19 protein-coding genes, 1 tRNA gene and 1 pseudogene are annotated in these 23,295 nt (G+C 59.7%); 16 read left to right on the top strand and 5 right to left on the bottom strand.

The genetic code is table 11. The features are described 5' to 3' along the window. The first annotated feature begins 20 nt into the window (after positions 1-20). From QWI75_RS09520 to QWI75_RS09560, 9 genes are all read left to right on the top strand, one after another. The gene (locus QWI75_RS09520; RefSeq protein WP_289268464.1) at positions 21-1,217 is read left to right on the top strand and encodes an XRE family transcriptional regulator; all 1,197 of its coding nucleotides are present in this window, start codon (positions 21-23) and stop codon (positions 1,215-1,217) included. 66 nt (positions 1,218-1,283) lie between these two features. Beyond that, a complete protein-coding gene (modA, locus tag QWI75_RS09525; protein WP_289268465.1) occupies positions 1,284-2,126 on the top strand; it encodes a molybdate ABC transporter substrate-binding protein in 843 nt (280 codons plus the stop codon). Between the two features lie 91 nt (positions 2,127-2,217). Continuing rightward, the gene (locus QWI75_RS09530) at positions 2,218-2,895 is read left to right on the top strand and encodes a hypothetical protein (RefSeq protein ID WP_289268466.1); all 678 of its coding nucleotides are present in this window, start codon (positions 2,218-2,220) and stop codon (positions 2,893-2,895) included. Positions 2,896-2,959: 64 nt separating this feature from the next. Next, positions 2,960-4,675, top strand: a complete 1,716-nt coding sequence (locus QWI75_RS09535) for a porin (protein ID WP_289268467.1) — start codon at positions 2,960-2,962, stop codon at positions 4,673-4,675. Positions 4,676-4,807: 132 nt separating this feature from the next. After that, positions 4,808-5,611, top strand: a complete 804-nt coding sequence (modA, locus tag QWI75_RS09540; RefSeq protein WP_289268468.1) for a molybdate ABC transporter substrate-binding protein — start codon at positions 4,808-4,810, stop codon at positions 5,609-5,611. Positions 5,612-5,615: 4 nt separating this feature from the next. Beyond that, complete coding sequence (locus tag QWI75_RS09545; protein WP_289268469.1) at positions 5,616-6,005, top strand: hypothetical protein; 390 nt, start codon at positions 5,616-5,618, stop codon at positions 6,003-6,005. Between the two features lie 62 nt (positions 6,006-6,067). Beyond that, complete coding sequence (locus QWI75_RS09550; protein ID WP_289268470.1) at positions 6,068-6,271, top strand: TOBE domain-containing protein; 204 nt, start codon at positions 6,068-6,070, stop codon at positions 6,269-6,271. Positions 6,272-6,353: 82 nt separating this feature from the next. Next, positions 6,354-7,028: a molybdate ABC transporter permease subunit gene (modB, locus tag QWI75_RS09555; RefSeq protein ID WP_289268471.1), complete on the top strand. Its 675-nt coding sequence runs from the start codon at positions 6,354-6,356 to the stop codon at positions 7,026-7,028. Then, positions 7,013-8,098 carry an ABC transporter ATP-binding protein gene (locus tag QWI75_RS09560; RefSeq protein WP_289268472.1) on the top strand — a complete coding sequence of 362 codons (1,086 nt, stop codon included), beginning with the start codon at positions 7,013-7,015 and terminating at the stop codon, positions 8,096-8,098. The genes modB and QWI75_RS09560 overlap by 16 nt, the downstream gene beginning before the upstream one ends. An 820-nt stretch (positions 8,099-8,918) precedes the next feature. Here the strand turns inward: QWI75_RS09560 and QWI75_RS09565 are convergent. Both QWI75_RS09565 and modA (QWI75_RS09570) read right to left on the bottom strand, forming a co-directional pair. Beyond that, positions 8,919-9,500 carry a tetratricopeptide repeat protein gene (locus tag QWI75_RS09565; RefSeq protein WP_289268473.1) on the bottom strand — a complete coding sequence of 194 codons (582 nt, stop codon included), beginning with the start codon at positions 9,498-9,500 and terminating at the stop codon, positions 8,919-8,921. 86 nt (positions 9,501-9,586) lie between these two features. Continuing rightward, positions 9,587-10,378 carry a molybdate ABC transporter substrate-binding protein gene (gene modA / locus QWI75_RS09570; RefSeq protein ID WP_289268474.1) on the bottom strand — a complete coding sequence of 264 codons (792 nt, stop codon included), beginning with the start codon at positions 10,376-10,378 and terminating at the stop codon, positions 9,587-9,589. Positions 10,379-10,856: 478 nt separating this feature from the next. Here modA (QWI75_RS09570) and QWI75_RS22785 point away from each other — a divergent pair. The 3 genes and pseudogenes from QWI75_RS22785 to QWI75_RS09590 all read left to right on the top strand — a co-directional run bounded on the left by QWI75_RS22785 (position 10,857) and on the right by QWI75_RS09590 (position 16,912). Further along, positions 10,857-14,037: pseudogene (locus QWI75_RS22785) on the top strand (efflux RND transporter permease subunit). After that, positions 14,034-15,290, top strand: a complete 1,257-nt coding sequence (locus tag QWI75_RS09585) for an efflux RND transporter periplasmic adaptor subunit (RefSeq protein ID WP_289268477.1) — start codon at positions 14,034-14,036, stop codon at positions 15,288-15,290. Before QWI75_RS22785 ends, QWI75_RS09585 begins: the two are co-directional and overlap by 4 nt. 41 nt (positions 15,291-15,331) lie before the next feature. Continuing rightward, positions 15,332-16,912 carry an efflux transporter outer membrane subunit gene (locus tag QWI75_RS09590; protein WP_289268478.1) on the top strand — a complete coding sequence of 527 codons (1,581 nt, stop codon included), beginning with the start codon at positions 15,332-15,334 and terminating at the stop codon, positions 16,910-16,912. A gap of 45 nt (positions 16,913-16,957) precedes the next feature. Here QWI75_RS09590 and QWI75_RS09595 read toward each other — a convergent pair whose 3' ends face one another. Together QWI75_RS09595 and QWI75_RS09600 are read right to left on the bottom strand one after the other, a co-directional pair. After that, positions 16,958-17,827, bottom strand: coding sequence for a hypothetical protein (locus tag QWI75_RS09595; protein ID WP_289268479.1), 870 nt, complete (start codon positions 17,825-17,827; stop codon positions 16,958-16,960). 376 nt (positions 17,828-18,203) lie between these two features. Continuing rightward, the gene (locus tag QWI75_RS09600; protein WP_289268480.1) at positions 18,204-18,470 is read right to left on the bottom strand and encodes a hypothetical protein; all 267 of its coding nucleotides are present in this window, start codon (positions 18,468-18,470) and stop codon (positions 18,204-18,206) included. 174 nt (positions 18,471-18,644) lie between these two features. Between QWI75_RS09600 and lexA the strand changes: the two genes are divergently transcribed. Further along, positions 18,645-19,187, top strand: a complete 543-nt coding sequence (gene lexA / locus QWI75_RS09605) for a transcriptional repressor LexA (protein WP_289268481.1) — start codon at positions 18,645-18,647, stop codon at positions 19,185-19,187. Between the two features lie 32 nt (positions 19,188-19,219). After that, a complete protein-coding gene (locus QWI75_RS09610; protein ID WP_289268482.1) occupies positions 19,220-19,456 on the top strand; it encodes a hypothetical protein in 237 nt (78 codons plus the stop codon). Positions 19,457-19,736: 280 nt separating this feature from the next. Here QWI75_RS09610 and QWI75_RS09615 read toward each other — a convergent pair. After that, a tRNA-Met gene (locus tag QWI75_RS09615) sits at positions 19,737-19,812 on the bottom strand. Between the two features lie 514 nt (positions 19,813-20,326). Between QWI75_RS09615 and QWI75_RS09620 the strand changes: the two genes are divergently transcribed. After that, the gene (locus tag QWI75_RS09620) at positions 20,327-21,814 is read left to right on the top strand and encodes a sigma-54-dependent transcriptional regulator (RefSeq protein ID WP_213043646.1); all 1,488 of its coding nucleotides are present in this window, start codon (positions 20,327-20,329) and stop codon (positions 21,812-21,814) included. 494 nt (positions 21,815-22,308) lie between these two features. Then, positions 22,309-23,271, top strand: coding sequence for an NADH-quinone oxidoreductase subunit B family protein (locus tag QWI75_RS09625; protein ID WP_213043645.1), 963 nt, complete (start codon positions 22,309-22,311; stop codon positions 23,269-23,271). Positions 23,272-23,295 lie beyond the last annotated feature (24 nt).

Here is a 23,295-nt window from a genome sequence, read left to right on the forward strand (position 1 = left end):
TATTGATTTATACAGGCCGCATGAGCGAGCAGCACCGCGCGGAGCCGGCCGAGAACATCGAGAATCGCCTGCGCCAGGTGCGGATGGCGCGCGGCCTGTCGCAAACGGAATTGGCGGCCCGGTCCGGCATCACCAGACAGGCGGTGTGCGCGATCGAAGCCAATCAATATTTGCCGACGACCGCGGTGGCGCTGCGGCTCGCCGGCGTCCTGCACTGCCGGATCGAGGACCTCTTCAATCTCATTTCCAGCGGGGAAGAAATCGACGGCGAACTCATCGGAGTGGACCGGGCTTCTGCCGCCGGCCTGTTGCGGCAGCGGGTGAAAGTGGCGCAGGTCGGGGAACGGGTGATCGTGCGGCCGGTCACGCATCTCGGGGAAGTTTTGACCTATACGGTTCCCGCCGATGGGCTCGTGACGGGCATTCCGCCAGGAAAAGCAAAAACGTCGCCTCTCCGGGTCAAGGTACGGTTGTTGCGCGAGTGGGCCTCCATTCGCGAAGCGGTCGCCGTGGCCGGCTGCGACCCGGCCATTTTTCTGGCAGGCGATTATCTGCGACGCCGGCAGCACGGGGCCTCGGTGGTCGGTTGGACGGCGGGCAGCGCGGCGGCTGTCGAGGCGCTCAAGCGGGGGGAGGTCCATGTCGCCGGCGTGCATGTGGTGGATCGCAAGACCGGAGAATCGAATCTGCCCTATCTGCGGCGGCATCTTGATCCGAAACACTATGCCGTGGTGACCTTTGCGGCATGGGAGCAGGGGTGGATGGTCCGGCGGGGCAATCCACGCGGGATCAGGGAAGCCGGCGACCTGGCGCGAAAGGACGTCACGTTGGTGAATCGGGAAGAGGGAGCCGGCGCCAGGCTACTGTTGGATCAGCGCTTGACTGACGCGGGGGTGAAGGGAGGGCAGGTGAGAGGCTACCGCCATGTGGTGCCGTCCCATTTCGCCGTGGCGCGTGCCGTGGCGGACGGGTTGGCGGATGTCGGCGTAGGGGTCGGCGCGGCGGCGACGGCTTTCGGCCTGGACTTTCTTCCGCTGCAGACCGAGCGCTATGATCTCGTGGTCCCGGCCGGCCTCTTGAAATCTCACCCCGCGCTCCAGCAATTTTTGGACACCATCGTCAGCCGGGCCTTCAGGGCTGAAGTGGAAGCGCTGGGGGGGTACGACACGAGGGAAACCGGGATGGTGCGGGAGCTGTTCGACAAACGCTCCGCCTAATTCGGATGAACACCCTCTTGTCACAGATAGGAAGCCGACAGGATCGTCGCTGATCGAGGAGCAACTATGATGAGGGTACGTCTGTGGCTGGTTGTCTATGCGCTGGCGGCCGTTGCGGCCGTAGCCGGGCCGTCCCAGGCCGGGCAGTCGCGAGAAACATTCGTCATTGCCGGCTCGCCAAGCCTGGCCGTTCCCTTGAAGGCTTTGGCAGAGGCCTATGAGGCCAAGCACCCGAACGTGAAAGTGCTGCTCTACTTCGACAACGGGTTGGATCTCAGGCGCACCATCGCCGGCATGGAAAACAGCATGGTCGGCCAATATTTCATCGGGAAGGGGCCGATTCACTTGGTCGCTCCAGGCGGGGACGAATTGATCACCAGATTGGAGCAAAAATACTACGTGCTGCCTGGCACCAAGCGCGCCTACGCCCAGGAGCATCTGGTCTTGGTCGTGCCGGAATCATTGGTCGAAGCGCCGGCGTCGTTTGAAGAGTTGGGGCAGAACGGGAAAACGAGGGTCGCGATCGCGGATGCACAACGGACAAAGTTGGGGTTACAGACACAGGGCGTCCTGCAGGCGCTGGATCTTGCGGACAAGTTGAAAGGCCGGCTCGACGTGGCGAGCGACTCCCGTGGGGTCCTCGACCATGTCCTCAGCGGCGAGGCCGACATGGGCATTGTGTTCGAACATGAGGCGGTGAAAGAGCAGGAACGGGTGCGCATCGTGGCGAGGGCGGATCGCGGATATCAGCCGATTGTCCATTCCATGGCGATGGAGCGGTACTGTCCCAATCGAACGTTGTGCGAGGATTTCCTGGCGTTCATTCAAACGGCCGAGGCGCAAGACGTGGTTCGGCTGGCCGGGTATGGAGTGCCGGGCGAACAGCGTGCCGGCGGCGTTCGGCATTAGGCGAGCGGCGTTATTTTTATGTGCGCGTTGTCAATTATACATGACAATACATCATTCATAATGTAATTGCTCGCGGCCTGGAGGAGGATCGATGAAGGGGAGAGAACTGGCGCAAGGTGGGATGAATCGGAGGATGACATGTGCCGCGATCGGAGTGTTCGTGTTTGCGATGGCGGCAGTGGGCTGCGCGAGGCTGCCCTATACGACGCAGACCATCCACGAGGATCAACGGGTGGTCGTCACGTTGCAGCGGGAGATCGACGCCCCGGCCTATACCCATCCGGTTCAGATATCGGACCAGGACCTGTCCGCCATTCTCAGGGGGTTTTCGTTGCGGAAGCAGCAACGGTTGCCGCTTCGCTGGTTTGCGGAGGAGGTCCCGCCGACGCCGCTGTTCCGCGAAGACGAACTCGCCGTGTTGGCGGGGCCGTTGGCGAAAGGCCTTCGGAAAGCCGGGCCGAACGAGCGCGTTCATTTTGAGTTACGGGCGCCAGGCAACAACCCTCATGACGAGTGGGATACGACGGCCGGGTGGATAGCCGTCCGTGAGCCTTCCCTGCGACTCGAGGTGGACTACCATCACGTGCAAACGCCGAGACAGAAGTCTTCTCCCTACGATTACAACTATCCCACCCCGCCCCCGACCAAGAGCGAGTACCTCCTGTATTTCGAACCGGGCAGGTTCTGGGGAACGGCGCCCGGTTTCGAGAAGCCCGTGTTGCAGTACAGGGACTTTCTTAGGAGCGCGCCCATCGTCCCGATGAAGTGATTCTTGCGATTCATTCGATACCGGATTATCCGCGCGAACATTCATATCTCGTTCAGGAGGATTTATGAGGAGCAGGTTCCGGTGCCTGACAGAGCCAGGTTTCTGGGTGACCGTGGCGTTCATCGTCACAGCCGTTGCGGGGGGGCTGAGCCTCCCTCCGGCCATTGCCGCGGAGTCCGGACGCCTGGTTGAGAAGGATGGAAAGCTTGTGTTTGTCGAAAGCACCGATCCGGCGATCAAGCTGTTGCTGGAGCGCGCGCTCAAGCAGGGCCTGATCACGAAGGAAGAATACGAAAAGGTCGAAAAAGAGTCCGAAGAGCGGGCCTATGCGCTCACGCCGACTTTCAAAGGCTGGTATGACCGCGGATTCAACCTCTCGATGAACGACAATGCGTTCTACCTGAAAATCCGATTTCGCGCGCAATTGCGCTATACGCAGCGTTTTCGCAACGACGCCTGGCGAGATCCCGGAGACGCCAAGAACTTTCCGGAACTGCTGGGCGTGTTCGGGGATTACCGGGCGAACCGGTCGGACGAGACCGGCTCCAGCTTCAATGTGCGTCGCGCCCGCTTGTATTTCATGGGGCACCTGTTCAATCCCGACTTCAAATATTACGTGCAGCTTGCGGGGGAGACGGCGGAGAACTCCCAATCGCCGGGCTCGGTCCGGGTCCTGGACCTGAATTTTTCAAGCACGCACTTCCCGCTCTTTAATATCCAATTCGGTCAATACAAGGTCTATTTCAATCGCGCGCAGATCAATTCGACGGCCTCCATGCAGTTTGCCGAACGCGCGTTGGTGATGGACGCCTTCACGGCCAGCGGTCTCGATCGTCGGGACATCGGCATCACGATCATGAACGACGAGGAGATCTATCCGGTCAATTACTATGTCGGGATCTTCAACGGCGCCGGGCCGAGCTTCAATCGCATCGGCGGATTCTTCAGCGAGCAGCCCACGGAGAATTGCGGCGGAGGCACGACCGGGCAGAATCCCTTTCCTTCTCCGGCTAGCTGTCCGGCGCCTCAACGGAATATCAATGCCAACCTCCGAAACGACATCAACCAGCTCATGTATGTGGCGCGCTTGAACTGGAACATCATGGGACGGCCTGGATATGGAGAAGGTGATCTGGCCTATTCGGAGACGCCTCAAATAGCTGTGGGGGGCGGGTTCTCCTACAATCCGGCGGTCAATGCCAGCTCCAACAGTTCCTTCGTCGGTACGGATCTGGCCAACCTGAATTTCCGACGACAAATCGCGGCGTTTGGCAACGCCCGGCAGCTCGGCTGGGGAATCGTGGATTACGCCACCTGGGCGCTTGACGGCGTGTTCAAGTACCGCGGGTTCTCGCTTCAGGGAGAGTATTACTTCAAGAACGTGACCCGTCACGAGAAGGGCCTGCCCTGCATGAATACCACCTGCACCCAGACCGCGCCCGGGCTGCTCGGCAATGCGACCGGGTGGTATGTGCAGACCGGCTATTATGTGATCCCTCGCTATCTGGAGATCGCCGGCCGTTATGCCTATTGGGACCCCGACACCAATTCGGCCGACGACCTGATCAAGCAGGTGGACCTGTCGCTCAACTGGTTTTTGAACGGCACCTATGACCATCAGATCATGGTGACCTATAGCAACATCGCGATGGGCACCGGCGGCTACGCGATCGGCCGCAGCGCGCCCCTTCCCCCTCAGTCCGGGACCATTCCGCTTGACGCGAGCGGCGGGACACTGATCGAAAACATGATCCGCGTGCAGTACCAGATTTTCTTCTGATAGGAGATTCCGGTCGAACGAGCACCGTCGGCGAATCGTCATCATGGCCGTGGAAGCGGCAGGGCATGACGTTGAGCAGGACAAAACAAGAGTGTTAGGTTGGTCACATTGATCATTGATGCGGAGGAAGGCATGAAGCTGGTCATGAGCCGACGATCGATATTGAACCTGAGCGGGCGATGGGCGATGGCGATGGTCCTGGTTGCGCTGTGGACTCCATGGACCGCCTGGGCCGGCGATCTCACCATTGCGGCTGCATCGGATCTCAATTTTGCCTTCAAGGAACTGGTCGGCGAATATGAGAAGAAAACCGGCGAACGAGTCAAATTGACGTTGGGCTCATCCGGAAATTTTTTCTCGCAGATCCAGAACGGCGCCCCGTTTGATCTGTACTTCTCGGCCGACATCGCCTATCCCAAGAAACTGGAGGATACCGGCCTGACCGTGCCGGGGTCGCTCTACAAGTATGCCGTCGGCCGCATCGTCGTCTGGACTCTGTCCGGATCGACTCTGCCCGTGGAGAACCGAGGGATCGAGGTCCTGCTCGATCCCTCGGTCAAGAAGATCGCGATCGCCAATCCCAAGCACGCGCCCTACGGCCGGGCCGCGGTCTCGGCGATGGATCACTTCAAGCTGCATGAGCGGGTCAAAGACAAGCTGGTGCTCGGGGAGAATATTTCACAGACGGCGCAGTTCATCGAATCAGGAGCCTCGGACGTCGGAATCATCGCTCTATCCCTCGCCTTGGCGCCTGCGATGAAAGCCAACGGAAAATATTGGGAGATTCCTGCCGACGCCCATCCGCCGCTGGAACAGGGGGCTGTGATCCTCAAGAGTTCGTCGAATCAGGACCGCGCCAAATCCTTTCTGGAATTTCTCAAGGGGCCGGAAGGCAGGACGATCATGACCCGTTATGGTTTTACACTGCCCTCGTAAACTGATGGAACCAAACAGGCATGAAAGCCGAGCCTCGATTCGTTCACTGGCGTTGGCCCTCTGTTGGTCAATGGCGACAGCCGGCTGTTCGGATGCGGTCACGATGGTGCGGGAAACGCCGTCAGGAGGGGTGGTCTCCTATTCCTACAAAGCAGACCGGGGCGGCCATCTGATGTCGCCGTATCGGCGGGAAGCCGACGCGCTCATGATGCGGAAGTGTCCAACCGGCTATCGCATCGTGCGGGAAGGGGAGGCGCGCGGCTATTCGAGCGTCTCCGGCATCAGGGAAGGCACCGAGGACGAAGGCATCGGACGGAAATGGGGCGTTCAGTTCGAATGCAAGGCATCGCAGGGTCAAGGAGGACAGTCCATTGACGGGCGTGGCGGGCGGTAGCAGGGCCATCCCTTATGAATGTAAAGAGGTCGTTCGTCTGTTCTTAACCAAGGAGGACACTCATGAAGCTGAGCGCGCGCAACCAATTTCAAGGCACGGTGACCAAGATCACGGAAGGCCAGGCGATGGCCGAGGTGGTGGTGAAGGTCGGCACGCTCGAGTTCATTGCCGCTATTACGGAAGGGTCGGTCAAAAATATGGGGCTCAAGGTCAACGATCAAGTGACCGTCGCGATCAAGGCAACCGAGGTGATGATCGGCAAGTAGGGCCTCCGTTGACATTTGCGGATTCGCCTTCCTACCATGGCCCGCCCGTGCCATCGGTCGGCCGATGGAGGTTCCCACACTCGTGAATTGGACGGCCATTCGTCTCACGCTGGAACTGGCGCTGTTGACCGCCGCGATCCTGTTGGTCGTCGGACTTCCGATCGCCTACTGGCTGACCTATTCGCGCCGGCGCTGGAAATTCCTGGTCGAGTCGGTCGTGGCGCTCCCGCTGGTGTTGCCGCCGACCGTCCTGGGATTCTACATCCTGGTCGCCATCGGTCCCCACAGCCCGCTGGGCCGCTGGTACACGGAACTGGTCGGACATCCCTTGCCGTTCACGTTTGAAGGACTCTTGTTCGCCTCGGTCCTGTACAGCCTACCCTTTGCCGTGCAGCCCTTTGCCTCGGGGTTTGAACAGGTGGATCGGCGCTTGATCGAGGCCTCCTGGACCTTGGGGCTGTCCAAACTGGCCACGCTTTTCAAGCTGATCATTCCGCTCTCGACTGCCGGACTCGTCACCGGGTTTGTCCTCAGCTTCGCCCATACGCTCGGCGAGTTCGGCGTGGTGCTGATGGTGGGCGGCAATATCGAGGGGATCACGCGTACGGTCTCCATCGAGATCTACGACGACGTGCAATCCTTGAACTACGCGGCGGCGGCGAAGACGGCGGCGCTGCTGCTGGGGATCTCGTATCTCGTCCTGCTCGGCGTGTACGGCCTCAATCGCAAAATGTGGGCGGCATGGCCGCAGAAATAAGCCTCGATTTCCGCAAGATCTTTCCCAACAAACTGACGGTGGAGGCTCGGCTTCAGATTCCGTTGCACCCTCCCTCGGTCGTGATCCTGTTTGGTCCGTCCGGGTCGGGAAAGACCACATTGCTGAGATGTCTGGCCGGATTGGAACGGCCGGACGACGGGACGATTCAATTCGACGGCGAACGGTGGCTTGACCTCCGAGAGGGCATTGTCCGTTCGCCCCAGGCCCGCGCCCTCGGTTATATGTCGCAGGACTATGCCTTGTTTCCCCATTGCACGGTGGCCGGGAATCTGGCCTTCGGCCTCCGCGCGCTTTCGAGAGCCGAGCGACGGCAACGAATCGGGGAAACGCTCCGCTTGTTGCATATCGAGGATCTGGCCGATCGGCGTCCGGCCCAACTGTCCGGCGGGCAACAGCAGCGGGTCGCACTGGCCAGGGCCATCGTGCGGCGGCCACGGCTTCTCTTGCTGGATGAGCCGCTCTCGGCGCTGGATGCGCCGACGCGCGCCCGTTTGTGCGGCGAGCTGCGCGGGCTGCTCAAGCGATTGGCTATTCCGGCGGTGGTCGTGACCCATGATTGGGCCGAAGCGCTTTCCCTGGGGGATACGATGGTGGTGATGAACCACGGCCGTGTGGTGCAAAGCGGGACGCCGCAGGAGGTGTTCACCCGTCCATTGGATGCCGAGGTCGCGCGGGTGGTGGGGGTCGACACCGTGTTGCCGGGGCGGGTGGTCGAGGAGGCTGAGGGCCTCGTCACCGTGGAGGTGGATGGATTACGGCTGGCGGCGATCGGGTCGGAAGGTCTCGCGCAGGATGTATTCGTCTGCATCCGCGCGGAAGATGTAGTGTTGGAGCCGGCTCAGTCGGGCGTCACGAGCGCGCGCAACCACCTGCTCGGCCGCGTCACGGATATTCAATCGATCGGGGCCTTGGCCAAGGTGCGTATCGATTGTGGGTTTCACCTTACAGCCTTAGTCACCCGCTCGGCGCTGCTGGATCTTGGGCTGCAGCCGGGGGTTTCCGTCAAGGCCGCCGTCAAGGCGGGCGCCGTCCATCTGATCTCCCGCTGATGGCTTCGCGGACCGGCTCCGTCGGAATCAAGGCGCATGCAACCCATCGCGACGATGATCGTGCGATCTTTTTCAGCGGCGCCTGCACGCTTGCTGATCATCTTCAGGACTGCCTCACGCACGACAACCAAGCTCCCGTTTGTTCCAGACTTCCTCTCTCGTTCCAGAGTCCAATTCCATTTCCGGAACGTCATGTGATCCTTGGAGCGGCCTTTTGGGCCAGGAAGACTTGCGGCCGTTCACCCTGGGGGAGGCTCACTCGCATCTAAAGACCGGCTCTTCCGGAACTCGTGTGGGTAAAGTTGATGGCTCCGGCTGACGTTGGACCCGTTGCATCCAGAAAGGCAACGGGTTCCCCGACACTCCGGGTTGCGTCATGATGCGTTGGCGTCAGGAGGCCGTTCCTGGTCGTCCTGTTGGCCACCGCGACTGTGAGGCGACGCCGGAGCGTCAAGCCGTCGCGGTGGCACCAGGATCAGCCTGCATTCGCCCCGTTCCCGTCATGACGCGAACCCTCCGTGTCCGCCCTTCCAGCCGGGGCTGGCACGATGGCACCTCGTCCGATGGCCCGCACAATTTCCGGAAAAGCCCTTGGGCTGCTCTGCAGGCATTGGGGTGGCTTCAGGGTCGGCATGGGGGTGACGCTGCCTTCGCTGAAGAAGCGGGGCCCCACCGGGGGTTTGTCGAGCAGGAAAGCCGAAAGTGACCAAGGCACCACGGCCGCAGACCGTGGCCGTAGGAATTTCGGAAGGGTTTCCGCTCGGCAAGCCCCGGTAGGGTCGCTCTGAGAGGCGCGGCAGCACAAGCCCCATGCCGACACTCAACTTGAGTCACCCACACAAAATCCTGAAGAGCCTAAAGACTTATCGTCTCGGTGCTTGGACCATATCTTAAACGCTTGAGTCAGTAATTCTTGGGCTTCCTCCTCTCGGTGCGCTTTTTTGAGGACAAAGGCCAAGGCTTCTAAGTTGGCGGCTACATCCAAGTGTCCGGGGCCAAACACCTTTTCATTGATCTTCAGTGAAAGCCGGAGCTGGTGTTCTGCCTCGGCATAGCGGCGCTGCACGGCATAGAGGCCTCCTAGTTTGCTCAGAAGCACCGCGATGTGAGAATGGTCCCGGCCCAGGGCGTTCGATGTGATCTCTAGTGATGTCTTCAGCAGGCGTTCGGCTTCGGAATAGTTGCCACGTCTTGCGAAGGCTGATGCCCTCGCGGTGAGGGCCATTGCGGCCCTTGGAGGGTTCTCTTCGCGATCCGGTCCGCTGATCGTCAGGATGGGCTGCGAGCCCTCACTGGGTCCTTGTTGCCATCTGGTCTCCAAGCTCAGGGCGCAAACCGGCTCGGAGATCACGCTCAAGATCGCCGCAGACGTTCGAGCAAGAATACCCGGGCATGTGCTCATATGACGCCCTCCTCGGCTACTCTCAGGTACTATTCATCTAGCTCAACCCTCCCTTCTCACTCGCCGAGCAAGCTCTATCCCTTGCTCTATGATCCATTCGATGACACAGGGTCAAAGCCATATTTGAGGAGGAGTTTTTGTATGCGGGGACTCGCCATGAAATCGGCAAACTCTTTTGCGGCGCCCAAGGATGCCGGCCGACAGGTCCATACCACCGCTTCTCCGAACCGGACCGTCGTATGATTTCCGGCCGGAGCCTCATCAATGATGCGCACCTGCCCGTTGTTGATCGCATCGACGCGGTAGACGATCCCCACGTCCGCCTTCCCCATATGGACCAGATTGACGAGATCCTCGTTCTGTCGCGCATAAAGAAGGGTGAAGCGGCTCTTATATGCAGGATCGAGCGTGGTCAGGGCTCGGGCTGTGACCGCTCCCAATGAGGAGGTCTGAGGATCACCGAGGGCGATCCGGGTCGCTCGATTCGGCAACGCATCGTGCAAGGAGACCGCAATGGCGCGGGAGGCCGCCGACATCACCAGAACGAGAGAGGTCTGCGCGTAGACGCGCGGCGCGCCGTTGAGCGTCAGCCCCTTTGCGTGCAACTTCTCGACTTCCTCCACCGCCGCAGGGAGAAACACATCGATGGGCGCTCCCTGTTCAATTTGCCGGCGCATCGCTTGGGATGGACCGTACAGGACATGCACCGTCGCTCCATATTCTTTCTCGAACATCGGCACGATTTCCTGAAACGCCGCCTTCAAACTGGGCGCGGCCCCCACCGTCAGGGTCTCGGCTCGAACAGGTTCCCCCGTCGCCACAATGCCTCCAAGCCCGCTGACCGCCATCGCCATGCAGAATGCCCGAATTCCCGTCATGGTGCTCCTTTTCTTGACCCTGTTCACGAAGAGGTCCGATGAGGTGATGTCCATGTGCGCGGCTTGAACAGCAAAATCAATACCCACGATCGTCCTCATGGGATGAACCGGGGCAAACCGGTCCAACCATCGCATCTCCAACGGGTTCGCGACAGGCGATTGCACGACCGCCTCACCCGCGCGAGCCGCCGAATCGTGTGATTCCGCACGACGCGCTCTGTGATCAAATGCACCATGCGGAGTTTGTGCCGTCCGGTCCGAACCGCGTCGGAGCCGCCGATGTCTTGTCCGAATAAGGATGACGTACCTCCTGCCATTCCCAACCCATAGGTTGAGCGAATCAGACGATCAGGTATGGGCCTTGCTGTACGTACTGGCAATGGTCTCGGCTCGCGGCCAGGGCGGTCCTTCCTAAACCAGCGGGATCTGTGTGAGGGACCATCCGACCGCATGGGCAGACTTCGCGGATGAACCAGGCATGAACGAGATCGTCCTCATTGCCCTGCGCAGGCCTTACACCTTCGTCGTCATGTCCATCCTGATCGTGTTGTTGGGGGGCCTGACGGTGCTCCACATGCCGACGGACGTCTTCCCAAACATCACGATTCCCGTCACCTCGGTGGTCTGGATTTACTCAGGCCTGCTGCCGCAGCAGGTGGAAGGACGCATCACCTATCTGTTCGAACGGTTCCTGACCTCGACGGTGGAAGGCATCAAATACATCCATAGCCACTCCTACTATGGCAGCAGCATCACCAATATTTTCCTCCAGGACGGAGTCGACGTGGGCCGGGCCGAAGCGGACATCGTGGGCATCGCGCAGAATGTCGTCAAGGCGCTGCCGCCCGATATTTCGCCGCCCATGGTCATGCGTCTCGCGCCATCCTCGATCCCGGTGGCCATGCTCGAAATCAGCTCCGACAACATGACGCCCGCGGAACTCTATAACCTCGCCTACATGCGCATCCGCCCCCTGCTCGTGACGGTGCCGGGGATCGTCCTGCCGCACCCCTACGGGGGGCAAGACATGCAGGTCATGGTCAATCTCGACCAGCAGAAAATGCTCGCCCGTCACCTGACGCCGTCGGACATTCACGATGTTCTCATGAAGCAGTACCTCGTGCTGCCGTCCGGCGACATCAAAATCAAGCAGACCGACTGGATCGTGCTGACGAACGCCTCGCCGTTGAAGATTGATGATTTCGCCAATATCCCGATCAAGCGGGAAGGCAATGCGTTCGTCTATCTGCGCGACGTCGCCACCGTGCGCCTCATGGGCCGGGTGCAACAGAACGCGGTGCTGGTGAAGGGCAAGCAGACCGTCATCATCGTCGCGATGAAGAGCACGGAGGCCTCGACCCTCGACGTGGTCGATGGGATCAAGAAGATGATCCCGCGCGCCGAGCAAGTCTCTCCGGAGGGCGTGAAGATCAGGCTCCTCGACGACGCCTCGACCTTCGTGAAGGATTCGATCTCGGACGTCGTGCATGAAATGGCGACCGCCGGCGCGCTGGTCGGCCTCATCGTGCTGTTGCTGCTCGGCTCCTGGCGAGCCACGGTCATCGTCTGGACCTCGATCCCGTTGTCCATTCTGACCGCCATCATCGGCCTGCACTGGCTCGGAGAGACGATCAACGTCATGACCTTGGGCGGGTTGGCGCTGGCCGTCGGCATTCTGGTCGACGACGCGACCGTGATGATCGAGAATATCGATCGCCACCTCGAGATGGGCAAGCCGCTCGAGCAAGCCATCATCGACGCCGCCAATCAAATCGTCGTCCCGACGCTCGTCGCCACCCTGTGCATCGCGATCGTCTGGCTTCCCCTCTTCCAGCTCGGCGGCGTCGCCGGTTACCTGTTCAAGCCCATGGCGGAGGCGGTCATCATCGCGATGCTCGCCTCCTTCATCCTGTCGCGCACGCTGGTGCCCACCATGGCGAAATATCTGATGAAGGGCCACCATGTCGCAGCCGCCTGAACAGCACGGGCGATCGGATGTCGAACCGTCGCGCAACCTCTTCGTCCGTTTTCAGAAGGCGTTCGAGCGCCGCTTCGATCGGTTCCGCGAGCGCTACGGCGCGTTGCTCGAACAGGTGATCGCCCATCGCCGCGCCTTCGTCACGATCGCGCTGGCTATCGCGGCCGGCTCCCTGTCCCTCTTCTTCTTCCTCGGGCGCGATTACTTCCCCGAGATCCGGTCGGGGGTGATTCAGATGCATATGCGGGCGCCGCTCGGGACGCGCATCGAGGTGTCGGGACGCATCGCCACGCTCGTCTCCAACAGCATCGAGGAGTTGCTGCCGGGCCGGGTCGAAAACATCGTCAGTAATTGCGGCCTGCCGGTCGGACCGCACAACCTGGCCTTCATTCCGACGCCGACGATCGGCTCTCAGGACTGTGATCTGACGATCCTGTTGAAAGATGAAAAAGCGCCGGTGTGGGACTACCGCCGCATCCTCCGCAAGGGCTTGAAGGAGCGCTATCCGGGCACCGAGTTCACGTTCCAGCCGTCGGATCTGACCGCAAAAATTCTCAACTTCGGCGCGCCGGCGCCGATTGACGTGCAGGTCAACGGCCCGGACATGTACTCCAACTATGAGTTCGCCAGAAAATTGGCGGGCAAGTTTCGCGAGATCCCCGGCGCCGCGGACGTGGTGATTCAGCAGACGATGCGCACGCCGACCCTCATGGTCGAAGGCGACCGCACGTTCGGGCTCGGGGTCAACAGGACCCTGAAGAACATGGCCGACAATCTGCTCATGACGACCGCCGGGAGTCAGCAGGTCGACCAGATTTACTGGCTCGATCCGAGCACCGGCATGTCGTATCTGATCAATGTCTATACGCCGCAGCCGCAGATCAACAGCGTCAACAGCATCAAGACCGTCCCGGTCGATGCCTCGGGGAATGCTTCGAACGATCATGATGTGCAACTGCTCGGCAATTTAGCCGACCTGTCGGCGGAGGGCACGCCGGGCGTGATCACGCACGGGAACATCATGCCCCTGTTCGACATCTACGTCTCCGCCGAAGGGCGTGATCTCGGCGGCGTGCTGGCAGATGTCGAGAGGATTGCCCACAGCATGGAGCACGAGAAGCCCCTCAGCGCCGAGGTCGAAATCCATGGCCAGGCCGCGCTGATGTACGAGGCCTATGCCGAGCTGATCTTCGGGCTGCTCGCCGCGATCGTGCTGGTCTATCTGCTGATCGTCGTCAACTTCCAATCCTGGCTTGACCCCTTCATCATCATTACGGCGTTGCCCGGTGCCTTGGCGGGCATCGCGTGGGCGTTGTTTCTGACCCATACGCGGCTGTCGGAGCCCGCGCTGACGGGGGCGATCATGACCATGGGCACGGGGACCGCCAATTCGATCCTCGTCGTGTCCTATGCGCGCGAGCGGCTCCAGGAGCACGGCGACGCGCTCTTGGCCGCGATCGAAGCCGGGAAGACCCGCTTTCGTCCGGTGCTCATGACGGCCTCGGCCATGATCATCGGGATGGTCCCCATGGCGACGGGCTATTCCCAGAATGCGCCGCTGGGCCGCGCCGTCATCGGCGGCTTGCTCGTGGCCACGGTCTTCACCCTGTTTTTCGTGCCCTGCGTGTACGCGATGGTCTACAGCCGGCGAATGGCTCGGCAAAAGGGACAGGCTTCATGATGAAGACATTCGGTGGAAGAAGCGTGGCGCTTTTCGCGGTCCTCCTGTTTGCGCTCTATGTCGGCTACCGGATTCATGAGAGCAGGAGCGATGCCGCGCTGCTGCGCGAGAAGACGCTCGAAGAGGCCGTCCCCACCGTGGCCGTCGTCTTTCCAAAGCCGGTGCCGGCGACCGAGACCATTACGCTTCCCGGCAATATCGTGGGCTGGTACGAGGCGCCGATGTACGCGCGAGTCACGGGCTATGTGAAGATGTGGTACAAGGACTACGGAGACCAGGTCAAGACAGGCGACATCCTCGCCGAAATCAACGCGCCGGATCTCGACGCCGAATATGCGCAGGCCAAGGCGGATCTGGAGACGGAACGGGCCAGGTATAAGCTTGCCGAGGTGACCGCGAAGCGCTGGGCCGCGCTCCGCCCGAATCATGCCGTCTCCGAACAGTCGATCACGGTGAAGGAACAGGAGTTGAAAGCCGAAGCGGCAAAGGTCAAGGCCGCGGAACAAAAGGTCAGGAACATCGAAGCGTTCATCAGGTTCAAAACGATCGTCGCGCCCTTTGACGGCGTGGTGACCCAACGCAACATCAACGTCGGCGACTTGGTCAGCAAGGAGGGCAATCTCAGCACCCCCAATGCGAAAAGCAACCTCTTTACCGTGGCCGACGTCCATATCTTGCGTCTCTTCGTCAACGTGCCGGAATCGTTCGGGCCCTTCCTCCAGCCGGGCCTGACGGCCGACGTGACCGTGCCGCAACTGCCCAATCGTCATTTCACCGCGAAATTCCTGACGGTTTCGAAGGGATTCGATGTGAGCACGCGCACCGCGGTGACGGTCTTTACGATCGACAACGAGGACCGGGCGCTCTGGCCGGGCTCCTACGCCGAGGTCCATCTCACGGCTCCGGTCAATCGAGAAGCCTTCACGATGCCCTCCACCGCGTTGGTGTTCCAAGAACACGGCACGCAAGCGGCCGTCGTGACGGAGGACGACCGAGTCCACTTGAAACCCATCACGGTGAGCAAACTCATGGATCAAGTTGTCGAAGTGGCGGAGGGACTTTCCGAAAGCGACCGCATCATCAACAATCCCAGCGCCGCATTGCTCGAGGGCGACCAGGTGCGCGTCGTGACTCCGGCGCCGGGGTATGATCTGGTCAATACCGAGTCCTCGGCGTCAAAAGACAACTCAAACCCACATGAGCAATCCCGGACAAAGGCACCATCGGCACCACCATCGCCAGTTTCGCCATGATCATCGGCTTGCGTAGGCGCGTGAAATCAGACGTGTCATCCATGGTTCGCGCCACTCGGCGATGCAGCGGCTTGGTCCTGTTGGTGCTCAATCTATCCGCTTGCCAAAGCGACTGGCTGCCGCACGCCGATCTGGCGCCCGATTATCAGCCGCCCCAATACGTCGTGCCCGCCTCATGGCACGGCGCCAGTCCCTTCGTCGAAGCGAAGCCGTCGGACGGCGAATTGCGTCCGGATTGGTGGGAGCTGTATGACGATCCGGTCCTGAACAGGCTCGAGGAACAGGCCATGGCGGCCAATCCGGATCTGCAGGCCGCCGCCGAGCGGTTCGTCCAGGCCCGGGATGTGATGATGAAGGTCCGCTCGCAGCGGATCCCGCAAATCGGCATTGGATTTGACGCCTCGGACAATCGGATATCTGACAATCGTCTGTTTCGAGCCCCCGACATTTCACTTGAGCAATCGAGCGTTGTGGCGGGGGGGCTCGCGTCCTGGGAGCCGGATTTCTGGTCGGCGATTCGCAATGCGACGCGCGTGGAAACCTACCGCGCCGAAGAACGCGCCGCCGAGTGGGGCCTCGCTCGACTCAGTCTCCAGGCGGAAATCGGGGCGAACTATTTCACCCTGCGCGGCTACGACGCGCAAATTGCCATCTATTCCCAATCGATCGCGCTCTATAAGCAGTCGCTCGAACTCGTCAGGGCGCAGTTCGCCGGCGCGATCGCGTCGGCCCTGGACGTCGCCCGGGTCGAATCGCTGTTGTTCAGCACGGAGACGCAATTGGCGCGGGTTCAAGGACAGCGCCAGGTGACGGAACAGGCGATCGCCGTCCTGGTCAATATGGCGCCGGCCAGTTTCACGATCAAGCCGGTCGATGACCTTCGCGTCGCGAATTTCACGATTCCCCAAACGATCCCATCCACCTTGTTGGAGCGTCGGCCCGACGTGGCGGGGATGGAGCGCCGGATGGCGCAGGCAAACCGCGCCATCGGCATCGCCCGCGCCGCTTTTTTCCCCGATGTAAGGTTCCGTGTCGGCGGCGGATTTGAAGATGCCGGCATCAATTTGATCTCGCTGGCGAATAGTTTTTGGTCCTATGGCGCCACCGTTGCGCTGCCGGTCTTCCAGGGTGGGTATCGCCGCGCCCAATTGCAGCAGGCCTGGTCGGCCTATCGCGAGACGGAAGACCGATACCGTTCGACGGTGCTCAATGCGTTCCGCGAGGTCGAGAACAATTTGAGCCTGACCAACCGGCTGACCGTCGCCGCCAATCGACAAGACGCCGCTGTCGGCGCCACGCTGAAGACGCAAAATCTCACCACGGAGCTCTATCAGGGCGGGCTGGCTTCCAGCCTGGAGCTTATTTACGCGCAGGTCGCCACCCTCACGGCGCGCATCGACGCCGTGCAGATCAAGGCCGAGTTGCTGAGGGCCTCGGTGGCGCTGATCCGCGCGCTCGGCGGAGGCTGGAACCGAGAGCAATTGCCGACCGATGAGCAGATTCAGCCCTTCGGGACGTTCCAGTATGTCGATCTCGACAAACCGCCGCCTGCCGGTGGCATCGATGTCAACGCGGCCAATAATTGGGCGAACAATGATCTGACCAAACCTGCCGTTCCTTGAGCGTCCCGGCAGATCCCTGCGGGCGCCGGCATCCGAGGATGTCGGTCATCGCATCACCACCTTGCCGCTCTTGTTCCAGTACCATTGAATGGAAAAATTGGGATAGATCGCGTCCAGCGTATTCTGTCCGGCCGCCGTAAAGAGGACGCCGACGGCTCCCACCCAGGCGTCGGAGAAGCGCCATTGAATGGCCGGTTCGACTCCGATCACGGTTGATCCGTTCTGTGGGCCCCGATTGATCGATTGTCCGTCCAGCCGCCAGGTCAACGTGTGGAAGGTGACGAATTCGAGGTTGTAGGCCAGGCCCCGCTTGTCGTCCAGGAAATGCTCGAACACCAGCCTGGTATTGACGATATCGCCGGTATAGGTGGTCTGGCCTCCGTCGCTGCCGGGCGCGGCATAGGTATAGAACACCCCGCCGCTGATTCGGAACGGCCGGAGGTTCTTTCTGAACGTGAGGCCTTCCGTGACCCCGTACTCTCCGAATCTGGTGGCCGGCAGACGGCCCAGCGGCGGAAAGCCTCCAGGCGGCCGCTCGGTGCCCGCCCACCGGCTGGTCGGGAGCACGACCTGCGTGTACAGCGTCATGGACGGCCTGGCGCTGTCGGGATCCTGGACCAGTGGTCGATATTTGAGGATCAAGGAAAGGTCTCCCATCCCGGTATCGGTCGTCCAATCGCCGGCCGAGTCCTTGGCCCAAAAACTGATGAGGGAGGTGGCGACGCCAAGCTCAAGGTGGTTCGTCAAACCGTAGGTGACGGTGACGAGCGGGGAGACCGAATAGAGGCTGACGGGGCTGTCGCGACGATCGGCGGCGAAGGAAAGCTGGTTTCCATAACTATGCTCGCTGATCTGCGAGAACACGAATGGCCGGACCGAAAGCTGACCTTGGGGGTGGATGTCGACGGATTGCATAAGAAGCGGACCTTCGGAAAAAGGATTCCAGCTCTTCCGGTATGCCTGAATTTCGGCATCGGTCGGGACCCATTGCCAGGCCAGAAGGGGCTCTGTCGGGAGCAGGCCTGTGGTCAGGAAGAGAAGGAAGCAGGCAAGGAAACGGTTTGATGACATAGGTAGTCGTGATCGGTGGAGAGTGGACATGGCTTGTTGAGAGGGGCGACTATATTTAAAGTTGAGTTTATTTGTCAAGAACAATTACAAGGATGGTTTACGATGAACTTTTCTCCTGGCATGGTGGCGATGTCGATCAGCAGGAAGGCTGAAAAACCGGCGATGGCCGATCCGAATCCGGGGGAACCGTCATGGGGAGGAAGGAGAAGGGATCGGGAAGTCAGCGGCGGAAGCCTTTGGCCCAGTCATAACCGTGGACGATAACCCAAACCAGGACGCAGGGAACCAGAAAGGCGAACAAGCCGCCGACCAAGAGGAGAAGGTCCTGCAACCAGGTCCTGGGGACCTGTGCGTGCCAGAGCGACAGAGCGATGAGGAACCAGACGGTCGCGGAGGTGGTTCCCAGGGCCGCGGCAAAAATGCGTCTTCCCGCATGGGATGGTCTGGCGAGGCTGACTTCTGACATGGCTGGGAGGCGGGTCATCATGGTGCCGATCTCTTATCGGTTGCCGTCCGGTCTTCTGAATAGGGCGGCCGGCATGGCGGCATAGCCTGATGGGTGCCGTCTTAGGATCGGTCGCCGAAGGGTTTTGGAAAGTGTAGCACTTGAGAGGAAACGGGCTTGACAGCGGCTGCCAAGAGATGTAACCATTGGATACACATGAAGCCGGATGAACTTAAACGTCGCCGCCTGGCTCTCGGGCTGACACAAGAGGAGTTGGCCAGGGAGTTACGGACAACCAGGATGACCGTGACCCGTTATGAAGGAGGAACGCGGCGCATTCCCGGTGTCGTGGATGTGCTGCTGAAAAAACTGGCTGAGAAGCGTGTGCTGCCGATGGCGGGAGTCGTGGCGGCGGGGCATCCGATCGAACCAATTGCCCAATCGGACTTCGTGGAGGTTCCTCAGTCGATGGTGGAGGCAGGCGGCACGATGGTCCTGAGGATTAAGGGGGAATCGATGCGCGAGGAGGGCATCCTGCCCGGAGATTACGTGGTGGTCAGGAAACAACACACGGCCCGGAACGGGCAGACCGTGATCGCGCTGCTCAATCGGGAGGCCACGATCAAAACGTTCGTTCGAAAGGGGGAGCATATCGAACTCCATCCTGCCAACTCTGCTATGCGACCAATTCCCGTTCATCTAACCGACGAATTTCAGATCGAAGGAGTAGTTGTCGGCGTCATTCGTCATTGTGAATAGTCTCGCGCGATTGCACGGCAAAGGAGGATGTGATGATGGCGAATCAAGGTTTCAATCAGCAGGTGATGAACCTGCAACGATCCATCCGGTCGCTTGAGGCCCATCTCCGGTTTTTAGAGCGGCAGGTACAGGTTAAACAAAAGATTGAAAAGCGAGCCGATTCCTGGTGGCGGGGGTTTTGGCAAAATGGGGGTGCAACAAGTGGCACGATGTCTCCCAAGAGTCCCATTCGCCCGAACCGCAGAAAAGATGCGGCATTGGTGTCATAGACAATCGAGGATGACTCGCTCAACAGAAGGGCAGTATGGCCGGGGGTTCAAGCGAGTAAGCGAAAGAACGGATCCCTGAAGGTGTTTCTCCGTGACGATATGACCCAAAAGAGCCACGGGTTCAAGTAGCTTGGTAGAGAGGGGTTCTGCCCGACGAGCCGCCGGTTCACACAAAGGAATTGAAGCAATAGCCCGGAGAATAAAATCCTGGAGGTGCTTCTCCAGCCGCGTCAACTACGATAGAGCGATGAAGAGCGGCTGGCTCAACCGAAGGTTGGTATGGTGGCGGTGACCCGGATCGAACGGGTGACCCGCGGCTTATGAGTCCGCTGCTCTGCCAACTGAGCTACACCGCCACGTCATTGATTTCTAAGGGGCTTTGGTCTTATCAGCCGAGTGCTCCGACCCCAAACTGTTCACCAAGTGTTCACCGCGACCATGCTCTCGCTCGTGGTGTTCCAAGTGCCTGGCCCGGCTTCCTTCCTTTGAGGTGATAGACCCAGCAACAATCCGGATGGAACTTCAGCGTGTGCTTATACCATGCAGCGAGGACGTCGTAAAGGTCCCCACCCATCACGGCCACCCGCTCCTCTTCCGTTTTCGTATGCTCTCACGCGATCCGGATCTCAACAGTGCGGCTCTGGTCTTTGGGCAACCGGAGGCCACGTTGCTCCATGATCGTCTCTCGCATTTCTCGTAGCGCTTTCAGACTGACCCACTATCCAGCACCTGGTCCTAGATAGTCTTCTAACGACTGGATGAGCTCCAGACAAAATCTCTGACCGTTAAGTTCAGAGAAAATGGTCTTGATCCACTCGAACCAAAACTGATACCTTGTAAACGTGATTATCAGAGTGTAAGGTCAGTTGCATGTCTACTCGCGACGAAGAAACCCTTCTGATCGTCGAGGCCGATCCCACCATTCGCAGAAGCCTCGCGAACTATCTCAAGACCGACTATCGTGTCCTTGGTGCCAAAACGGGAGCCGAGGCGTGGGCAACGTTGGCTAAAGAAAAGGTCGATCTTATTCTCTTTGACGATGGCGTCGCTGACGTGAAGGGCGTAGAGTTTTTTCGCGAGGCCCGCGTGCGTTATCCCGATGTCGTCCGAATTCTCCTGACGGAGTCGCGCGAGTATTCGGCGGTCATGAACATCATCAAAGAGGCGGCGGTGTATCAGGTGATTCCCACGCCCTGTCCTCCGTGGCATCTCCGTCTTCTGATCGATCGTGCGCTTGAAAGTCGAGAGCTCTCGCGACGCCATCGAATGTTGAGCCGTGATTTGAAGCTGTCCGATGGCGCCTTTCACAATCACAAAGCCCATCTCACGAAGCTGATACGGGAAAGCTATGAATTCGATAAGCTCGTGTTTGCGAGCGACGCGATGCTGGAAGTCTGCAATCTGGCGAGGAAAGCGGCTACCACCGATTTGCCGGTGTTGATAGAAGGCGAAACCGGTACGGGGAAGGAGCTCTTAGCCCGGGCGGTTCATGGGTTTAGCGAGCGGAAGGCGTTCCCATTTCTCGCTCAGAATTGCGGGGCCTTGCCCGATGAGTTGCTCCAGTCGGAATTGTTCGGACACAAACGCGGGGCCTTTACGGGCGCCGTCAGTGATCGGCTGGGATTGTTTGTAGCCGCCGACGGAGGAACTGTCTTCTTGGATGAGGTGTCTGAAGTCTCCCCTTCCTTTCAAGTGAGTCTCTTGCGGTTTCTGCAGGAAGGCGAAGTGAAGCCTCTGGGTTCTGAAAAAACCCGCCATACAAGCGTCAGGATTATTGCCGCGTCGAATCGGCCGATCAAAGAACTCGTGGCGGCCGGTGCGTTTCGGAAAGACCTCTATTACCGTCTCCGCGGATTCGAACTCACGATTCCTCCTTTGCGAAACCGTGTTGAAGATATTGCAGTGCTTGCCGAGCATTTCACGAGGAAGTACGCTGAGTTCTCGAATCGTCGTATCGCAGGGATCACGGTGCAGATGATGCGCCAGCTTCAGGCCTACCCATTTCCTGGCAATGTGCGTGAGCTGGAAACTGAGATCCGACGCATGGTGTCTCTTGCCAGTCAGGGCGAATTTTTGTCCACGGAGCATTTGTCCGACGATTTGGCCAAGGTGGTGCCGCAGGATCTGCGGCAGAAAGAGATGAACTTGATCCACTCCAGCGGGACGCTCAAACAAAAAGTCGAGCGGTTGGAGGCCCAGGTTGTGACACAAACGCTGCTTCGATTCCGTTGGAATCAAAGTAAGGTGGCCAAGGAGTTAGGATTGTCCCGTGTCGGCTTGGCGAACAAGATTCGACGATACAAACTGGCGACCACCTCCGCTGGAGACCCGCCCCATGCCCAACCCGGACGATCCTAAACGGGCAGAACATAAGGATGGGGATGAAATAGACCGATTCTTGTTCTCTCTGCTGGCCACCCCCTCTCAGGTTCCTGATTCATCCTTTCTACCGCCTCCCCTGCGAGAGTTGGGCACGACACCCCTCGCTCGTCAACTTGGCTTAGCTGACGAGCAGACGAATGGACATTGGTGTAGCCGCTGTCAAGGAATTTGGTATGGCTACACGCTTGAGGTCGAATGTCCAGTCTGTGGCAATCGCAAGGGGTAGGCGCAGAGAAAACTGCACACTGTCTTTACAGCTAGCAGTGCCTTGTAAAGTTACTTTGCAAGGCATCCCGGTGAATGATCTCGTCCTGTCCGAACGAAGTCCTCACATAACCCTCGGTGTTTTCAGCTAAAGAGAGAGGACATAGATCCTGTCGCCCTAAAATTAGGGCGCTGGTTCAATTGTTGCTCTAGGAGGTGGTGCGCATTCACGCTTCGATTCAAAAGGCATAACGGAGGACTACATCATGGCGAATCTACTCTGGCTTCAGGGCGGTGCTTGTTCCGGCAACACCATGTCATTCCTCAACGCAGAAGAGCCGAGCGCCTGTGATCTCGTTACTGATTTCGGGATCAATGTGCTCTGGCACCCCTCGTTGGGTGTCGAACTTGGCGATGGTCTGCAGCGAATTCTCAAAGATTGTGTCTCGGGGGAAATTCCCCTCGACATCTTCGTCTTCGAAGGAACGGTGGTCAATGCGCCGAACGGTACTGGCGAATGGAATCGATTCGCTGGCCGGCCGATGAAACTGTGGGTCAAAGATCTTTGCGGCATCGCTAAGTTTGTCGTCGCGATCGGCGACTGTGCCACGTGGGGCGGTATCCCAGCCACAGCGCCGAATCCGAGCGAGTCTCAAGGCCTGCAGTTCCTCAAGCGGAACCATGGTGGCTTCCTAGGCAAGGACTTCCGCTCAAAGGCCGGTCTTCCCGTAATAAATATTCCTGGCTGCCCCGCACACCCGGATTGGATCACACAGATTGTGGTAGCCGTCGCAGCCGGCCGAGGAGGCGACATCACCCTCGATGAGCTCCAACGGCCCAAAACCTTCTTCCAGAGTTTTACCCAGACAGGGTGCACCCGCAACATGCATTTTGCCTACAAAGTCTCGGCCACGGAATTCGGCCAGCGCAAAGGCTGCCTGTACTATGATCTCGGATGTCGTGGACCAATGACCCATTCGCCCTGCAATCGCATTCTGTGGAATCGACAGTCCTCGAAAACCCGCGCGGGCATGCCCTGTCTGGGCTGCACGGAGCCTGAATTCCCCTTCTTCGACCTTGCCCCTGGCACGGTGTTCAAGACACAAACTGTTATGGGCGTCCCGAAGGACCTGCCGCAGGGAGTCGACAAGAAAGGGTACATCGCGCTCACGAGCGCGGCGAAGAATGCGGCGCCAGCGTGGGCCGAGCAGGACATGTTTGTCGTCTAAACACAATGATCGGCAATCGCATCT

It is taken from the genome of Nitrospira tepida, from assembly GCF_947241125.1.
Classification (GTDB): domain Bacteria; phylum Nitrospirota; class Nitrospiria; order Nitrospirales; family Nitrospiraceae; genus Nitrospira_G; species Nitrospira_G tepida.